Below are 14,026 nucleotides of genomic sequence, written 5' to 3' on the forward strand. Positions count from 1 at the left end.
ATGGGGCACTCCTCCTTCACCATCAGACTGAACGACGTCCAGACCGAGGCCCTGGTACGCCAAGCGCATCTCGAAGGACGCCGGGTCGAAGACATCATTCGCAGTGCCGTACAACGGCACATCGAAGCCCGGCAGGCGGCGATCACTCTCATGTCGCGCTGGAGCCTGGACCGCGAAGACCTCGAAGCGGCGGCCGCCGCGCTCGACGTACCACCCTTGACCGACGAAGAGTGGACACAGGCCATCCGCCCGCCCATGACCCGGACCCGGGTGTCATGATCCCGGGACGTGTCCTCGATGTCAGTGCTCTTGTGGACATCGCCGTCGCCAAGACGCGCTACTCACGCCACGTCGTGGCGATGTGTCTCTACCGGGGAGGCGGCCTGTGTGTGCCGTCGACCGCGCTGGCCGCCGTGTACTCCATCGCACCGCTCGACACGCAGGCGGAGCTGTTCGACCTGATCATGGGCCCGGGGGTCACCATCGACGACCTCACAGCAGGCAAGGCCCCCGACATCGGCGAACTCCTGGACGGCGCCAACGACGTCGTCGCCGGCCACGTGGTCTGGTGCGCACGCAACACCCACTGGCCCATCCTCACCGACCGAGGCGACCAACTAACCCTCCTGGACCCCCGCATAATGATCGACCCCATCCCTTAGCACCCGCCCCCGAGCGCTCCCGTTGCCGGCCATGGTCACGCTTGCACGTCCGCAGGGGAGCGGGGCCCGAGGCACAGGGGAACGCTTGCCCTGGTGGACGGCGCGCTCGGCCGTGTGCCCCGGATGTGCCCTCGGCAGACTTCGACCTGATGAACCACCAGATCAATGTCTTGGGAAGCAGCTGATCAACGGTAGTTCGTGAACTGCAGGGCGATGTCGAGATCCTTGCCCTTGAGCAAGGCGATGACGTCCTGGAGCTCGTCCTTCTTCTTGGAGCTGACCCGGAGCTCTTCCCCCTGGATCTGCGCCTTGATCCCCTTAGGACCCTCGTCCCGGATGATCTTCGAGATCTTCTTGGCGTTCTCCTGGTCGATGCCCTCCTTGAGGCCGATGACCAGGTGGTACTCCTTGCCGGACAGCTTGGGTTCGCCCGCGTCCAGCACCTTCAGGGACAGGCCCCGCTTGATGATCTTTTCCTTGAACACGTCCAGGACGGCGTTCGCGCGTTCCTCGCTGTTGGCCTTGATCTCGATGTTGTTCTGACCCGACCAAGCGATGCCCGCGCCTGTGCCCTTGAAGTCGAAGCGATGCCCGACTTCCTTGACCGTCTGGTTCAGTGCGTTGTCGACCTCCTGTCGGTCGATCTTGCTCACCACGTCGAAACTGCTGTCGGCCATCGGTATAGGTGTCCTCTCTCGTCCCTCCGACCCTAGCGACCCGAGGCGGGTGGCGTGGGGATCAGGGCACGGACAAACCGGTGTCACAGCCACGTCGGAAGTCCGCTATTCTTCTTCCTGTCGCTGCGAGAGCGGATGACACGGCAGGTTGCCCGAGTGGCCAAAGGGAGCGGTCTGTAAAACCGTCGGCTCAGCCTACGCAAGTTCGAACCTTGCACCTGCCACACCAGCGTAAAGAGGCCCTGACCAGCAGAGATGCCGGTCAGGGCCTCTTCTTTTCGTGCCCCTGAGTGACCGTCCTTCCCCGCTGTATCCCGTGGGATCCGGCACGCGGGTGGCACGTGACCAAGCCCTGTATCTCGCGTGAACGCGCACAGTTCCGCCTGCCTGATCGTCCTGTCTGCCGTCGTCCCACCCGTCAGGGGAGCGGGCCGGGTCAGGGGGTCAAGGTGGAGCGCCTCTACCGGACGAACGACCTTGACCCCTGGCCCTGGTCTGCTCGGTTTGTTCTGGGGCGATGGCAGGCGGGACGAACAGGCTTCCACCTCAGCCAACTGCGGGCCTCGCCCTGATCCGATGATCATCCCGAAGCCCAGGCCCCGCCGGAGGCCGTTATTCCATCTCGTCGAGAGGGTCAGTGCTAGCGTCCAGGTTCGTGAAAGAGAACGTCTATGTTGGGAACGCTCATGTGGATTCGGTCGCTGATCGTGGCTGGTTGCTTGGGCATTTCAAGTCAGCGGGTGACGTGACGCATAGTGAGGATGTCGAGGTCAAGTGGTACGTGTATCCTCGCGGTGATCAGCGTGCGCAATGGGTCACCGGCGAGAAGCGTACCGCGCTCCTCATATTGATCAGCGGTCGTTTTCGTGTTGAACTGCCTGGCCGTAGCGTGCTTCTGGCGAGGCAGGGTGATTACGTGGTGTGGGGGCGTGGCGTCGATCACTCCTGGTTCGCCGAAGAGGAGTCAGTCGTGCTTACTGTCCGGTGGCCGTCGATTGCGGGTTATGCGGTTCCCGATGCGGCCTGTGAGTAGTTGTCCGGGCAGAGCGAATTGGCTAGCGGTGGCATGCCGGATAATCACAAGTACAGCCAAGAGGGCGGGCAACGACGGATGTCCGCGAACCGTCCACGGACAGCACGCGCGCCGGTCGAGGCCCCAAAGCTTGATCGAATCGTCTTTTTAATCCGCAGGTCTGGGGGTTCAAGGTTTGAAGCATGGCCCTGCCGGCCGCTAGGCCGAGAGGAGGACCTCGGACGAGGGTCGCTTCAAAATCCGGAATATTTCCGGAACGCACCTCTGCGGGGCGAGCCGCATATATGGCTCAGCCGCAGTCCAGCGCACTTGTTTGAGCTGGAACGGTAACGCCCTGTAAACCGTCGGCTCAGCCTACCCAGGTTCGAACCCTGGACCTGCCACCAGCAGAAACCCCAGTTCAGAGGCCCTCCGGGGTTTTCGGGGACATGCAGCGTAGGCCCCCCTGTTGTAGCCGCTCAGGGATATACGCGGGATGGATCTTGGTGCGTCTTCCCAGGTCAGGGCTCATGTACGGGATGGCTGCGGGATGAAACCGCAGTCCTGCGATCGTAGGCCGTGAACGCCGAAGGGTCCCAGCCTCTGCCAGGACCCCTCGTCTTGTGCAGTCTTCACGCGGACCTCAGACGCTCCGCGATCCATTGATGGCCGGCATCCCAACTCGTGAACTGCTCCAAGTGCTCGCCACTCTGGGCATCGAAGATGTGATACCGACGCTTGCCTTCCTTGCCCGTGCGGATCAGGTCATAGGACCCTTCGTGTGACCGGTACCAGATGCACTCGCCCTCAGGGGCCGGACGTGATGCGTATGTGTACGCGTACTCACTAACCGTTGTGTCTGACATGGGCGTGATCGTAACCCTCCGATGCCCAACTCCGACAGGTATGGGAGTGCGAGCTTCATGCCGCTAGGGCATCATTGATTTCTCCGATTGGCGATCACCTATTGTCCATCGACTATTTACGGTACGGCGTCGAGTGGGTTTGAGGGCTCGTAGTAGTCCTCGAACAGATCCTCGTCATCCAACTCGTCGTAGTCGTCGAGTGGCACGGACTCGGAGATGAAGTCCATAGATTCCGGGCCTCCCCAAATGTCGGCGATCGGGACGCTGACGGCGACCGGGGGGACTTCAGGCCGCTCCGTGCCTCCCCACACGTCGCCGATCCCTGTCGGGATGTCGACGGACGCAGCGGGTGGCCCCAGGGCGGTGGCGGGTGGCCCCGGGTCGAAGTCGGCTGGGGCGGGGTCGGGTGGCCCCGGGTCGAAGTCGGCTGGGGCGGGGGCGGGTGGCCCCGGGTCGAAGTCGGCTGGCTCCGGGGCAGGTTCCGGGTCTACGGCCGGTGCCTGTTCATCCATGTCTGCTGCGTCAGTGGTGTTGTCGGCAAGATCACCCGCTGGCTGCACGGATGCCTTTTGCTCGGATTGCTTGTCGTCATCGGACTCAGCGCGAGCGGCGGATGGCGCTGCAATCGAGAGAAACGCTATTGAAACAGCTGTGATGCCTAGACGTGTATATTTTTTCATCGCCTATCCTTCGTGAAGTAGCGGATCAGCACAATGGGGGATACCCCTACTGTTGTCGGAAGTACGGTGACACGCTGACTTATAGTGGCTTTATGCCGAAAAGAGATCTTCGGTAGTTGTGTCGCTGAAGATGGGAAACCGTCGGTCACGTGTTGGCAAGCACGCTGGAGAGTCACCTCGCGGTTTGCCTGTACCTCTTGCGCGTCACGCCGCCAGGGCGTTATCGATCCTGCGGTTGGCGATCTCCCGCTGTCCGTCGACGCACTTGGCGTACACGCGGAGCAGGACGTCAACGTTGTGCCCGGCCCGCTCTGCCACGTCGGGAGTCGGCACGCCTGCGTTCAGCCAGAGTGAGACGGCCGCGTGCCGAAGGTCGTACGGCCGGCGCGCCAGCGGTGAGGCGACTTGGGCGGGGGAGAAGGCCAGTGTCCGGGCCTCCTGCCTGCTACTCCTGACCGGTGCCGTGGTCGAGGGCGCGGTGTTCGTGCTGTGGCCTCTGATCCCCGCTCGCCGCGATGACGGGGCTGGGCTGGTGGGCTGCCGCGGTCGGAGCTCGACCGCTGGATCGAGGACAACTCCTGATGACGACGGTGAGCCGGCCCCCGCACCACCGAGCTGGAGATCACTGAGCCGGCTTACGCGCGCGATCTGATGCGCGTCGGCGTCAGTCGGCCTCTTGGGGCAGTCGCAGGGCCTCGCTGATCAGCTTTCTGGCTGTGGCGTCCTGACCCGAGATGCACTTGGCGTAGACCCGCAGGAGCACCTTCACGCTGTGCGCGGCTATTGGGAGAACCGCGGCGCGGCTTCGCCCTCGAGTCGGCCTGGTGGCAGGCGTCGGCCGCAGAGGACGAGGAGCAGGTCCTGTGCGAGGCCCCTGAGGGGTGTTCCTGTGCCGTGGCTCCAGTCGAGGTCGGTCGCCTGCAACGAGACCCCCGCAAGGTCGGTGCCGAAGAACGCGATGTTCTTGGGCCGCATGCCGGTCAGCACCATGGCGACCCGCTCGGGCGGAACCTGACGGTTCAGCCCCGCACCCACCGTGATGTCGAGTCCGTGGATGACGTCGTGCGAGAGGGCTCCGTGGACGCCTCCACCGGGAGGTGCCCATGGGTGTGCGACGTTGTCCCGCAGCGACGCGAGCAGCTTCTCGGGTGACAACTTGGCGGCGTCGCGGCGCGCGCACTGATCGGCCATGCGATTGAAGTTTCCGCGAGCCTTCGCCAGTTCGAGCAAGGTCCGGCCGAGCGAGGTCCGGAAGGGCATCGTGGTGTGGGCGACCACCTCGCGGACCCTCCAGTTGTCACACAACGTGGGCGCGTCCCACTGTTCTGGCCGAAGGCTGGCGAGCAGGTCTGCCTGTTCGCCGCGTTCCGCGACCACCGCGGCCCGAACATCATCTTCATTCATTACTTGCCTCCTGTGGTTCAGCGCACAGGTCAGTCGCGCGCTCTCTGTATGGGTACGAGCGCGGCGCCGGAAAGTCATCGGTCGGCGCCGTACTGTCGGTGACGGTGCATATGGTCGAGGGGTGGTGGATACCTCGACCGACGAAGGCTCCCGGCTGGAGCCGTTTCGGTCTGAACTGACCGGTTACTGCTACCGGATGCTCGGCTCCGGCTTCGACGCCGAAGACGCGGTGCAGGAGACGCTGCTGCGTGCCTGGCGGTCGTTCGATCGCTACGACGAGCAGCGGGCGTCGTTACGAACGTGGCTCTACAGCATCGCCACCAACATCTGCCTCGACATGCTGCGCAGCTCACAGCGCCGCGCCCTCGCCATGGATCTCAGCCGGGCGGTGGAGGCCGGGTCGGGCATCGGCGAGCCGGCGTCGGAGCAGATCTTGATCCACCCTATTCCGGACGCCCTTGTGCTGCCGATGGGCAGCGATCCGGAAGGGCTGGCCGTGCAGCGCGAAACGATTCGCCTGGCGTTCGTCGCCGCGCTGCAGCACCTGCCGCCGCGGCAGAGGGCTGTGCTGATCCTGCGCGATGTGCTGGCCTGGAAGGCCGAGGAGGTCGCACATCTCCTGGAGACCACCACCGCATCGGTGAACAGCGCGTTGCAGCGGGCGAGGTCGACGCTGAAAACGGTCGACGTCATGCCTGGCGAGCCGTTCCGGCCGTCCGACCCCACTCAGCGCGAGCTGCTCACTCGTTACTGCGGCGCGTTCGAGCGTCACGATGTCGCCGCGCTCGTGGCACTGATCCACGAGGACGCCACGATGTCGATGCCTCCCTTCACCTGGTGGCTTCGTGGCCGTGACCAGATCAGGCTGGCGCTGCTGGACCCGGAGGCGTCCTGCGCGGGCGCACGCCTCGTCCCGACCGCGGCGAACGGCTCGCCGGCGTTCTGGCAGATGCGGCCCGGACCCGACGGTGGCTACGCGCCCTTCGGGCTGATCATCCTCGATGTGTTCGAGGGTCTGGTCAGCGGCATCACCACATACCTCGACGCCGACCGGCTGATCCGGCTGTTCGGCCCTCCGGTGGTCTCCCAGCCGCTCGAAACGCTGCTGTGACGCCGATGAGTTTCGTGACGCCACGGCGTATCACTGTGGACAGCTGCTCGAAATGCGAACCGGAGGAGCGGACATGACGACTGTCCAGGCCATCATCACCACGCCCGACGTGGCCCGGCTGCAAACATTCTACGAGCGCCTGCTCGGGGCGGTGGAAGTGCGCCGCTTCCCCGGCGATGGACCCGTCTTCTTCGTCGGCCTGAAGGTGGGCGACTCGGAGCTCGGACTGGTCAACGAGGCGGCGACGGATCTGTCCGCAGCCCAGCGGATCCTGCTGAGTGTGGACGTCGACGATGTCGACGGGTTGCTGGACCGGGTGGAGGCGGCCGGCGGACGCCTGCTCGGCCCATCGAACGATATGCCATGGGGACAACGAGTGGCCCACATCCACGACCCTGACGGAAACATGGTCAACCTGACCCAGCTCCTCCGGTAAAGCGTTGGATCGACGGCTTGATACGGCCACCGTGCCCTCGTCGCTTGCCTTACCCCATTCGCTGAAGGGCCTTCTCGCGGCGCTCGGCCACCCTGGACCCCGACTCCCGGCGCGCCATCCGGCGCAGGACGAGAACGCGTCCCGGCTGTCGGAGGGCACGGTGCTCGCCGCCGTGTTCGTCAACGTCAACCTTGACCAGAGCTTCGTCTACGCCGTCGACGGCCGGGTCGTCGAGACCTTCGAGCCCGACTACCCGGAGACCGACGTGGCCGAGCTGCTACCCCACCTGCATGCTCTCGGCATGCCGACGGACGGCGAGGAGTACGAGGGCGACTCCATCCTCGCCGGCCTGGCACTCGCCGAACGCGTCACCGGCGTGCGGCTGACCTCGCAGCACATCGGCAGCCCGCGGTTCGTCGCGGACGTCGCGCCCCGGCGCTGAGTGTCATCGTCCGACCAGGCGGAAAGGGTGGCGCACCGGGTCGGAATGTAGATGCGCTGTCTCCGGCGTGACAGGGGTGACCTGTGGGAGGATTGCGAATGCTGGGAAAGTATGTGGAGTTTCCGGACAAGGTGCTTTCGGAACTGCTGAAGTTGCGCGCCACGATTTAGAGCAGAGAGGTTCGGCATGGACCGCGACGGCCCCCCGAGTTCCCACGAAGAGGATCCTCTCCAGCAGATCGATCCTTTAGGTATCGAGTGGAAGAGCGAACCGGAGCGCCCGCGCGGCGACGTGCTGTCCGACGGTTGGACGCCCGGAGACGAACCCGCTCGTGCCGGGAGCGACGACTCGTCCGACCTCGTCTGGGCGGACCAGGAGCGGGCCGAGGACCCCGAACAGTCCGAAAGCCTCGAAGGCTACGAGCATCTCTACCGCCCCGAAGGCTACGAGGTGTCCCACGACGACGAGCGGTCCGACGGCTACGAGCGGTCCGACGACGAGAACTGGGACCCTGACGGGGAGCACGACCCCGATGGGGAAGGGGGCCGCGGCTTCCTCGGTCCGGGCTGGACCGGCGATCTGGAGGAGGAGAAGGGCAACAAGAACAAGCAGCTCATCCTCGCCCTGGTGGCGATCGTCGTGCTCGCGGTCGCGGGCGGCTGGATCGTGTCGTCCTCGGTCGGCTCCAGTCCGGAGGCGGCGTGCTCGACCCCCGGCAACTGCGCCTCGGTCGAGCAGCAGGACCCCGCGCTGACCGACAGCCCGACCGTCGGCCCCAGCCTCACCGACCCGGCCGCCGAGTCCACCGCCGGCCCGGAGGAGACGACGTCACCCAGCGAGACGCCCACGCCGACGACATCCCAGGTACGACAGACCCGCCAGCCCACGTCCCGGCCGACACCGACGCGCACCCGCGTCCACTCGCCCAAGCCGTCGTCGCCGAGGTCCAGCAGCCGCCCGCAGCCGGAGGACCAGCCAACCGAGGACAACCCCAAGCCGTCCCCCACACCCGCGCCAACCACGCAGGCGCCCAAGCCTGCTCCCAGCCCGACGAAGTCCCAGGGCGGCGGGGTGCTCGACTGGCTGTTCTGAGCGATCGGCCGGCTGCCTCAAGCCCAACAGCAAGCAGCCGGGCAGCCCGACGCGAAGGTTCCCAGACGGCTTCGGAGAGCCTTCACCCGCGGAGCGTCACCTGAAGGGTGAGGGCCGGAAGATGAGTACACGGGTACGCCCTCGCCGTCTTCGGGCTGCTCGAAGTCAGGGATCATGCGCATACCCGGAGGCGACCGCCTACGGTTCGGTCCGATGATCTGAGCGTGTAGCCACGGTCCTTCGTCGAGCTCGACGATGGCTACCACGGTGCGGCGTCCTAGGGCTGTATCTGACACTCTGGTCGGAACTGCAGGAAGCATGATCAACCTGAGACTGGAGGACGCATGATCAACGGCGCGCATGTGATCGTTTATAGTCGGGATGCGGAGGCCGACCGGACGTTCATCCGCGACGTGCTCGGGTTCGCCCATGTCGATGCCGGTGATGGCTGGCTGATCTTCAAGCTGCCGCCGGCCGAGGTCGCTGTGCATCCCACCGATGGACAGACCCAACACGAGTTGTACTTGATGTGTGACGACATCGAGACCACGCTGGTAACGCTGAGCGCAAAGGGAGTCGAGGTCTCCCCGGTCACAAACGCGGGCTGGGGGTCGCTGGCCTCGATCAAGCTACCGAGCGGGTCCCACCTGTCGCTCTACCAACCACGGCATCCAGTGGCGTACAACCTCGACCACTGAGCGCTGTTGTGCCACGCTAACGGTCCCAAGCCGTACCCACCATGGCCGAGTGCCGGGCTGAGGAGTTTGTTCGATCTGTGGCAGGTCGCCGTTGTCGTGTAGCGTTCCCGGCTGTGCGGCTGAGCCCTGGCCGCGACGTGCGGCCGCGGATTCAGGAGAGACCGAGTCGGGCGAGTGGTTCGATCAGTTCTCGTTCCTCGTACGACAGGTGGGACAGCAGCGTGTCGGTGAGCAGGTCGACGGCGGCGCGGACGGACTTCATCCCGTCCGGCTCGGTCACCAGGGCGACCAGCGCCTGGTCGACGCGTTCGAGAACGTCGTGGATGGTGTGATGTTCCTGCTCCAGGCGGTCGACGACCGGCACGAGCTCGGGCATGGCTTGGCGGAGGTGCGGGAAGAAGCTGACGTCCTCGATGGTGTGGTGGGTGGTGACGACCCGGCAGTACGACTGGCAGTAGACGCCGAGCGTCCAGTTGTTCTGCCGCATGGTCATCTCGTTGATGTGGGATCGCGCGGTCCCTGGGTCCATCGTTCCGGCCGCGACCTGCTCGACGAGCCGGCGGACGTTGTCCAGCTCCTCCCGGAGATGATCGTGCACCTCGATGAGGTGCCGGCCCGAGGCCTGCTCATGCGCGGTGTAGCGGCGATTCGGGTCGGGCGCCGGACCGGTCGGGCGGGTCGTCTCGTCCCACACCGCTACATCGCTGAGCCGGGTGCCGTCGTCGGGAGTCGGCACGACCGAGAACGCCGATGTGGGGACGGCAGGCGGGGTGGGCGTTCCCGAGGCCGGTGAGGCGGTGGTCAGCGAGGCTCGCTCGCGGTCACCATCTGTGCCGCTCGGCGACGGCCGGTTCGTGGGCCCGGCTTGTTCGGTGGGCGGCGGTTCGCTCGTCCGTCCGGCTTGTTCGGTGGGCGGCGGTTCGCTCGTCCGTCCGGCTCGTTCGGCCGGCGACGGCCGGTCGGTGCGCAGGGCCCGCTCGTTCGCCACCAGCTCCTGTACGGCCGGAGCGACCTCTGACGCGAAGCGGCGGATCATGTCCGGGTCGTCGCCCATCACGATGTAGCCGCTCATGCCCTGCGTCAGGGTGAGCTCGGCGAGTTGCTCGGCCCACATGTGCGCCGGCCCGTTGAGGAAGCCGGTCCCGTGGTTCGTGAACGAGCCGGAGATGTTGTACAGCCGCCGCACGTCGGCCGGACGGCGTCCGGCCTCCACCGCGGCTTCGTCGATCCTCGCGTTCATCGCGGGCAGCGCGTCCGGGGCGGCGTACGGGCTGCTGGGCAGCCACCCGTCGGCGAGCCGTCCGGTCAGCGCGAGCATCCGCTTCTTGTACGACCCGACCCAGATGCCGACATCGTGGGCCGGCACGGGCCCGGGGTGAGCCCCCCACACGCGGTAGTGCGTGCCGTCCACCCGGACCGCCCCGCCGTCGGTGGACCATATCGACCGGATGATCCGGATGCCCTCCTCCAGGGCTTCGACGCCCTGCGCCGGGTCGAGCCGCCGTCCGCCCATCGCGGCGACGCCGTCCCAGAACGCTCCGGCGCCGAGGCCGAGTTCGACCCGCCCGCCGCTGAGGATGTCGAGTGTGGCGACGCTGCGGGCCAGTACGGCCGGCGGCCGCAGCGGGAGGTTGGCCACGTTCGGTGAGACCCGCAGGGTCGTGGTGCCGGCCGCGATGACCGACAGCAGGGTCCAGGTGTCCAGGAACCGGGCCTGGTAGGGATGGTCTTGGACGGTGACCAGATCAAGCCCGACCTGCTCGGTGAGCCGGGCGAGGGCGACGACCCGGTCGGCCTGGTCCGCCTGTGGGGTGATGAACGTTCCGAACAGCAGCTCATGCCCGTAGTCGGCCATGTCACGTCCCGCCGTCTCAATCTCAGAAGTATTGGTGCACAGTAGATAATATGCTACACAGAATGGTTGTCAACCAAAAGATCTGGAACACCGCCTAGTTGCTATGCTGGCGTCATGCAAGAGCCCCCGCCCGCTGTGCACGCGCCGACGCCGGCGAGTGGACCGGAGCCGCCGGACGCCCTCGGCGCCGACCTGGGCTGGACCCTCGGGGTGGTCTTCCGGGCGTACGTCCGGTCCGCCGACGTCCTCTTCCACGATCTGCCGGGTGGCCCGCGGGGCTACCAGGTGCTGGCCGCCGCCACCCAGCAGCCGCCGGGCGCTCAGGGCGCCCTGGCCCAGCGGCTCGGCATCGACAAGGCGGTCATGACCTACCTTGTCGACGATCTCGAGAACGCGGGGCTGGTCCAGCGCCGCCCCGACCCTGCCGACCGGCGTAACAAGCGCATCGTCGCCACCGAGCGCGGCCGTACGACCTGGCAGGCGACGCAGGTCAGGCTCGATCATGCCGAGGAGCACATCCTGGCCGCGCTGGACCCCGCCGATCGCGCGGTGTTCCGGGAACTGCTGCGACGGCTGGCCGCTCGCGCCCAGAGCCTGGACCCGGTCACCGACACCTGCCAGATCGTCACCGACATCGCGCCGCAGGATCCCTCGGCCCACACCGCGACGCGCCCCCGCGATTGACCACCGGCATCCGCACAGTGCCACCGTAGGCGTGCTCAGTCAGGTGCTTCCAATACGCTCAGGGCCCAGCCCTGCCGTATCGAAGAGATCAACCGCCAGGCGAGCCGCGTATCCAGCGCGAAGGCGTGCCGGGCGGCGGCCAGATCATCGAAGATGGGGCTGCTGCGCACGCGATCGGCGGTCAAGCCGTCGGTGAAGACCTCCCCGAGTGTGGCGCAGAAGTAGGCATAGGTGGCGAACTCCAGCGCAGGCCCACCCAAAGGCCGGCTCAGCATCGATTTCAGCACCTCCTGCGTCGGGCGCATCACGTCGCGATGAGCGAGGCCATGCAGCAGGTCGAGCACCTCCATCGCCGTGGGGTGCTCACGCGCCGACTCCACGATGGCGCGCGCCTTGCTGCGCAGTTCCTCCTGGATCACCTCAGCACAGATCGACTCGAGTGCTGCCGTGCCATCCGGCAGCGCGAGGCCCGTGCGGATCACGCTGCGCGCCGCTCGGATCAGGTCGCGCGACAGGCCGCCGGACAGGCAGTGACAGAACGCGACGAACGGCTCGGTCAGGCCCACGACCCGGCGGTTCAGCAACCGGAGCGACTCGTCGTAGGCAAGAGGACCGACCCGGATGATCTCGTCGAAGGAGCTGTCGAACGCGTCGCGGAACGGCAGCCCTCGGCGTTCGAAGGCGTTCATCGCGTCGTCGGAGACGGAGATCATGAAATAGGTGTAGGGAGCCCGAAGATGCCTTTGATCTCGTTGAGGAAACGCTCGGCGTCGGCGCCCGATCCCAGCTTGTCGAGCTCGTCGATGCCGATGTAGACGCTGTGCCGGGGCTGGAGGTGCGCGGCCACGTCCTGAGCGTGGGCGCGGAACGCCGACACGATCTCCGGGTAGCTGAGCGGCTGCTCGGCGCGCGAGTGGCCGCGTGAAGCCTGGCCTTCCACCCAGGCAGGCAGCTTCACCGTGCCCGACCAGCCCGACGTGAATGTCTGCAGGTAACGGATCTGTACGAGATGACCGCGCGCCTGTGCGACCAACCGGGCTGGCGGACCGCTCCGCCGTGCCCTGCCGTGACGGTGTGCCCTGACAAGCACGTGGATGATGCCCGCTCCGATGACCAGGATGGACAGAAGCCGGGCGACGGCCTCGGCCGACCCCAACAGTTCGTCGGCGAGTCCTTCTGGGATCTCTCGTGCCGCCACCTCGAAGAGCGGCTCCAGGAGTGGTGCCAGAAGGGAGGACAGGTTCGTCAGGATCGACAGGACCTGCTCAGGCCACTCAACGATCGCCCACGCCACCAGCCAGTACGCCAGCACCGTACGAGCGAGGCGGGGTCCGAAGCGTGGCCTGCCGACGGTGGCGAAGTAGCGCAGCGAGTGGCGGCAGAACGTGGCGAACAGGTGCAGGACGAAATCGCGCGGGGCGTACTCCACCGGGGCGGAAACCTGACACCTCAGATCGCCCTGGTCCGCCACCTCGGCGTGTTCCTCGCAGTAGCGGCGGATGAGGGTCGACTTGCCCGAGCCGCGTGGCCCGGCGATGCCGATGCTCGCACCGGACAGGCGGCCGAGCAGGCCGTCGAGCTCGCGGGCGACCATGGTCGGCACATGGTAAGCACTGTCGAACGCCTCGCTGAGCCCTGGGCTGGCCGCCACGCGGAAGTCGTGGTCGAAACGGTTCCACCGTAGCGCGTTGATGCGCTGCCGTATCTGGGCCGCGAGTTCGTCCTTCTCCAGGGCGGCGATGAGCATGACGCGAGCGGTACGGGCACGCCATGGACCGTTCGCCAGCGGTTGGATCAGCCCGTGCAGACGGTCGAGGAAGGCGAACGCCATCGGCCGGGTGCTCGCCCACGATGCGAACAAGGCCAAGCCCCCCACCAGCACCATTGGGACTCCGACGATCCAGGGGACACCCCAATCGATGATCATGCTGAGCGTGGCCGCCACGAGCCCGGCCACCGTGACGGTGTATCCCACCCCGGCCAGCGGACCCCTGAGCTGGTCCTCCCGAAGGGTGGCGCGGAGGTCGTCGATGAACACGTCCAGCCTCACCCTGACCCGCTGGCGGGCGGCGAGGTAGGCCTCGTACTCGGGGACGACGGCGAAGATGTCCGCGGCGTCCCGGAGCATCTCCATCCTGATGTGCAGCGGCTTCACCCCGACGTTGTCGAAGCCGTCGCGGATCTCGGAAGCCTTCAGGGTCCTGCTCAACGCCTTCATGTACAGCTCGCGCAGCGCGAGATCCTCATAGAAAAGGACGGCGGGAAAAGGCCTTGGGCTCGCCACACCAGCACCATGCGCGAACCCTGCCACCCAGTCAATACGCGCAGCGACAGTCCGCGCTGTGCTGAGCCTTCGAAAGCCGTGGATCTCGCCAGCGGATCGCAAAGTGGGCCGGGGGAAGATCTC

The 14,026-nt window shown here is 66.4% G+C and carries 15 protein-coding genes and 1 tRNA gene; 10 read left to right on the plus strand and 6 right to left on the minus strand.

Annotated features, from left to right (window positions below):
• Both ABD810_RS05365 and ABD810_RS05370 read left to right on the plus strand, forming a co-directional pair.
• Window positions 1–279 carry a hypothetical protein gene (locus ABD810_RS05365; protein ID WP_344934911.1) on the plus strand — a complete coding sequence of 93 codons (279 nt, stop codon included), beginning with the start codon at window positions 1–3 and terminating at the stop codon, window positions 277–279.
• Window positions 276–662 (plus strand): hypothetical protein, encoded by a 387-nt coding sequence (locus ABD810_RS05370; RefSeq protein ID WP_344934913.1) that lies wholly within the window; start codon window positions 276–278, stop codon window positions 660–662. The genes ABD810_RS05365 and ABD810_RS05370 overlap by 4 nt, the downstream gene beginning before the upstream one ends.
• A 185-nt stretch (window positions 663–847) precedes the next feature.
• On the opposite strand, the gene ABD810_RS05375 is transcribed toward ABD810_RS05370, so the two are convergent.
• The gene (locus ABD810_RS05375) at window positions 848–1,339 is read right to left on the minus strand and encodes a YajQ family cyclic di-GMP-binding protein (RefSeq protein ID WP_344934915.1); all 492 of its coding nucleotides are present in this window, start codon (window positions 1,337–1,339) and stop codon (window positions 848–850) included.
• Between the two features lie 142 nt (window positions 1,340–1,481).
• On the opposite strand from ABD810_RS05375, the gene ABD810_RS05380 reads away from it, so the two are divergent.
• Together ABD810_RS05380 and ABD810_RS05385 are read left to right on the plus strand one after the other, a co-directional pair.
• Window positions 1,482–1,563, plus strand: a tRNA-Tyr gene (locus ABD810_RS05380).
• A 431-nt stretch (window positions 1,564–1,994) separates the two neighbouring features.
• Window positions 1,995–2,372 carry a signal peptidase I gene (locus ABD810_RS05385; protein WP_344934917.1) on the plus strand — a complete coding sequence of 126 codons (378 nt, stop codon included), beginning with the start codon at window positions 1,995–1,997 and terminating at the stop codon, window positions 2,370–2,372.
• A gap of 1,729 nt (window positions 2,373–4,101) precedes the next feature.
• Here the strand turns inward: ABD810_RS05385 and ABD810_RS40950 are convergent.
• Both ABD810_RS40950 and ABD810_RS05395 read right to left on the minus strand, forming a co-directional pair.
• Window positions 4,102–4,230, minus strand: a complete 129-nt coding sequence (locus ABD810_RS40950) for a hypothetical protein (protein WP_425566853.1) — start codon at window positions 4,228–4,230, stop codon at window positions 4,102–4,104.
• A gap of 447 nt (window positions 4,231–4,677) precedes the next feature.
• A complete protein-coding gene (locus ABD810_RS05395; RefSeq protein WP_344934919.1) occupies window positions 4,678–5,301 on the minus strand; it encodes a maleylpyruvate isomerase family mycothiol-dependent enzyme in 624 nt (207 codons plus the stop codon).
• Window positions 5,302–5,425: 124 nt separating this feature from the next.
• Between ABD810_RS05395 and ABD810_RS05400 the strand changes: the two genes are divergently transcribed.
• The 5 genes from ABD810_RS05400 to ABD810_RS05420 all read left to right on the plus strand — a co-directional run bounded on the left by ABD810_RS05400 (window position 5,426) and on the right by ABD810_RS05420 (window position 9,080).
• Entirely contained in the window at window positions 5,426–6,412 is a 987-nt protein-coding gene (locus ABD810_RS05400; RefSeq protein WP_344934921.1) for a sigma-70 family RNA polymerase sigma factor, read from the plus strand.
• 73 nt (window positions 6,413–6,485) lie between these two features.
• Window positions 6,486–6,848 (plus strand): VOC family protein, encoded by a 363-nt coding sequence (locus tag ABD810_RS05405; RefSeq protein WP_344934923.1) that lies wholly within the window; start codon window positions 6,486–6,488, stop codon window positions 6,846–6,848.
• A 31-nt stretch (window positions 6,849–6,879) separates the two neighbouring features.
• Entirely contained in the window at window positions 6,880–7,290 is a 411-nt protein-coding gene (locus ABD810_RS05410; RefSeq protein WP_344934925.1) for a DUF6461 domain-containing protein, read from the plus strand.
• A 186-nt stretch (window positions 7,291–7,476) separates the two neighbouring features.
• Window positions 7,477–8,382, plus strand: coding sequence for a hypothetical protein (locus ABD810_RS05415; RefSeq protein WP_344934927.1), 906 nt, complete (start codon window positions 7,477–7,479; stop codon window positions 8,380–8,382).
• 344 nt (window positions 8,383–8,726) lie between these two features.
• On the plus strand, window positions 8,727–9,080 hold the full coding sequence (locus ABD810_RS05420; protein WP_344934929.1) for a VOC family protein: 354 nt from the start codon (window positions 8,727–8,729) through the stop codon (window positions 9,078–9,080).
• Window positions 9,081–9,231: 151 nt separating this feature from the next.
• Here the strand turns inward: ABD810_RS05420 and ABD810_RS05425 are convergent, their stop codons facing one another.
• Complete coding sequence (locus ABD810_RS05425; protein WP_344934931.1) at window positions 9,232–10,935, minus strand: LLM class flavin-dependent oxidoreductase; 1,704 nt, start codon at window positions 10,933–10,935, stop codon at window positions 9,232–9,234.
• 114 nt (window positions 10,936–11,049) lie between these two features.
• Between ABD810_RS05425 and ABD810_RS05430 the strand changes: the two genes are divergently transcribed.
• Window positions 11,050–11,619, plus strand: coding sequence for a MarR family winged helix-turn-helix transcriptional regulator (locus ABD810_RS05430; RefSeq protein ID WP_344934934.1), 570 nt, complete (start codon window positions 11,050–11,052; stop codon window positions 11,617–11,619).
• Window positions 11,620–11,654: 35 nt separating this feature from the next.
• On the opposite strand, the gene ABD810_RS05435 is transcribed toward ABD810_RS05430, so the two are convergent.
• Together ABD810_RS05435 and ABD810_RS05440 are read right to left on the minus strand one after the other, a co-directional pair.
• The gene (locus ABD810_RS05435) at window positions 11,655–12,332 is read right to left on the minus strand and encodes a hypothetical protein (RefSeq protein ID WP_344934937.1); all 678 of its coding nucleotides are present in this window, start codon (window positions 12,330–12,332) and stop codon (window positions 11,655–11,657) included.
• On the minus strand, window positions 12,329–13,903 hold the full coding sequence (locus tag ABD810_RS05440) for a hypothetical protein (protein WP_344934939.1): 1,575 nt from the start codon (window positions 13,901–13,903) through the stop codon (window positions 12,329–12,331). The genes ABD810_RS05435 and ABD810_RS05440 overlap by 4 nt, the downstream gene beginning before the upstream one ends.
• Window positions 13,904–14,026: the final 123 nt, after the last annotated feature.

Origin of the sequence: Sphaerisporangium flaviroseum (assembly GCF_039537005.1) — a bacterium.
In the GTDB taxonomy this organism is placed as follows: Bacteria; Actinomycetota; Actinomycetes; order Streptosporangiales; family Streptosporangiaceae; genus Sphaerisporangium; species Sphaerisporangium flaviroseum.

Bases quoted from the DNA above. Each gene is read 5' to 3' on its own strand.
- ABD810_RS05365 (WP_344934911.1), top strand. From the start codon at position 1: ATGGGGCACTCCTCCTTCACCATCAGACTGAACGACGTCCAGACCGAG.
- ABD810_RS05415 (WP_344934927.1), top strand. From the start codon at position 7,477: ATGGACCGCGACGGCCCCCCGAGTTCCCACGAAGAGGATCCTCTCCAG.
- ABD810_RS05395 (WP_344934919.1), bottom strand. From the start codon at position 5,301: ATGAATGAAGATGATGTTCGGGCCGCGGTGGTCGCGGAACGCGGCGAA.
- ABD810_RS05435 (WP_344934937.1), bottom strand. From the start codon at position 12,332: ATGATCTCCGTCTCCGACGACGCGATGAACGCCTTCGAACGCCGAGGG.
- ABD810_RS05420 (WP_344934929.1), top strand. From the start codon at position 8,727: ATGATCAACGGCGCGCATGTGATCGTTTATAGTCGGGATGCGGAGGCC.
- ABD810_RS05370 (WP_344934913.1), top strand. From the start codon at position 276: ATGATCCCGGGACGTGTCCTCGATGTCAGTGCTCTTGTGGACATCGCC.
- ABD810_RS05375 (WP_344934915.1), bottom strand. From the start codon at position 1,339: ATGGCCGACAGCAGTTTCGACGTGGTGAGCAAGATCGACCGACAGGAG.
- ABD810_RS05425 (WP_344934931.1), bottom strand. From the start codon at position 10,935: ATGGCCGACTACGGGCATGAGCTGCTGTTCGGAACGTTCATCACCCCA.
- ABD810_RS05405 (WP_344934923.1), top strand. From the start codon at position 6,486: ATGACGACTGTCCAGGCCATCATCACCACGCCCGACGTGGCCCGGCTG.
- ABD810_RS05430 (WP_344934934.1), top strand. From the start codon at position 11,050: ATGCAAGAGCCCCCGCCCGCTGTGCACGCGCCGACGCCGGCGAGTGGA.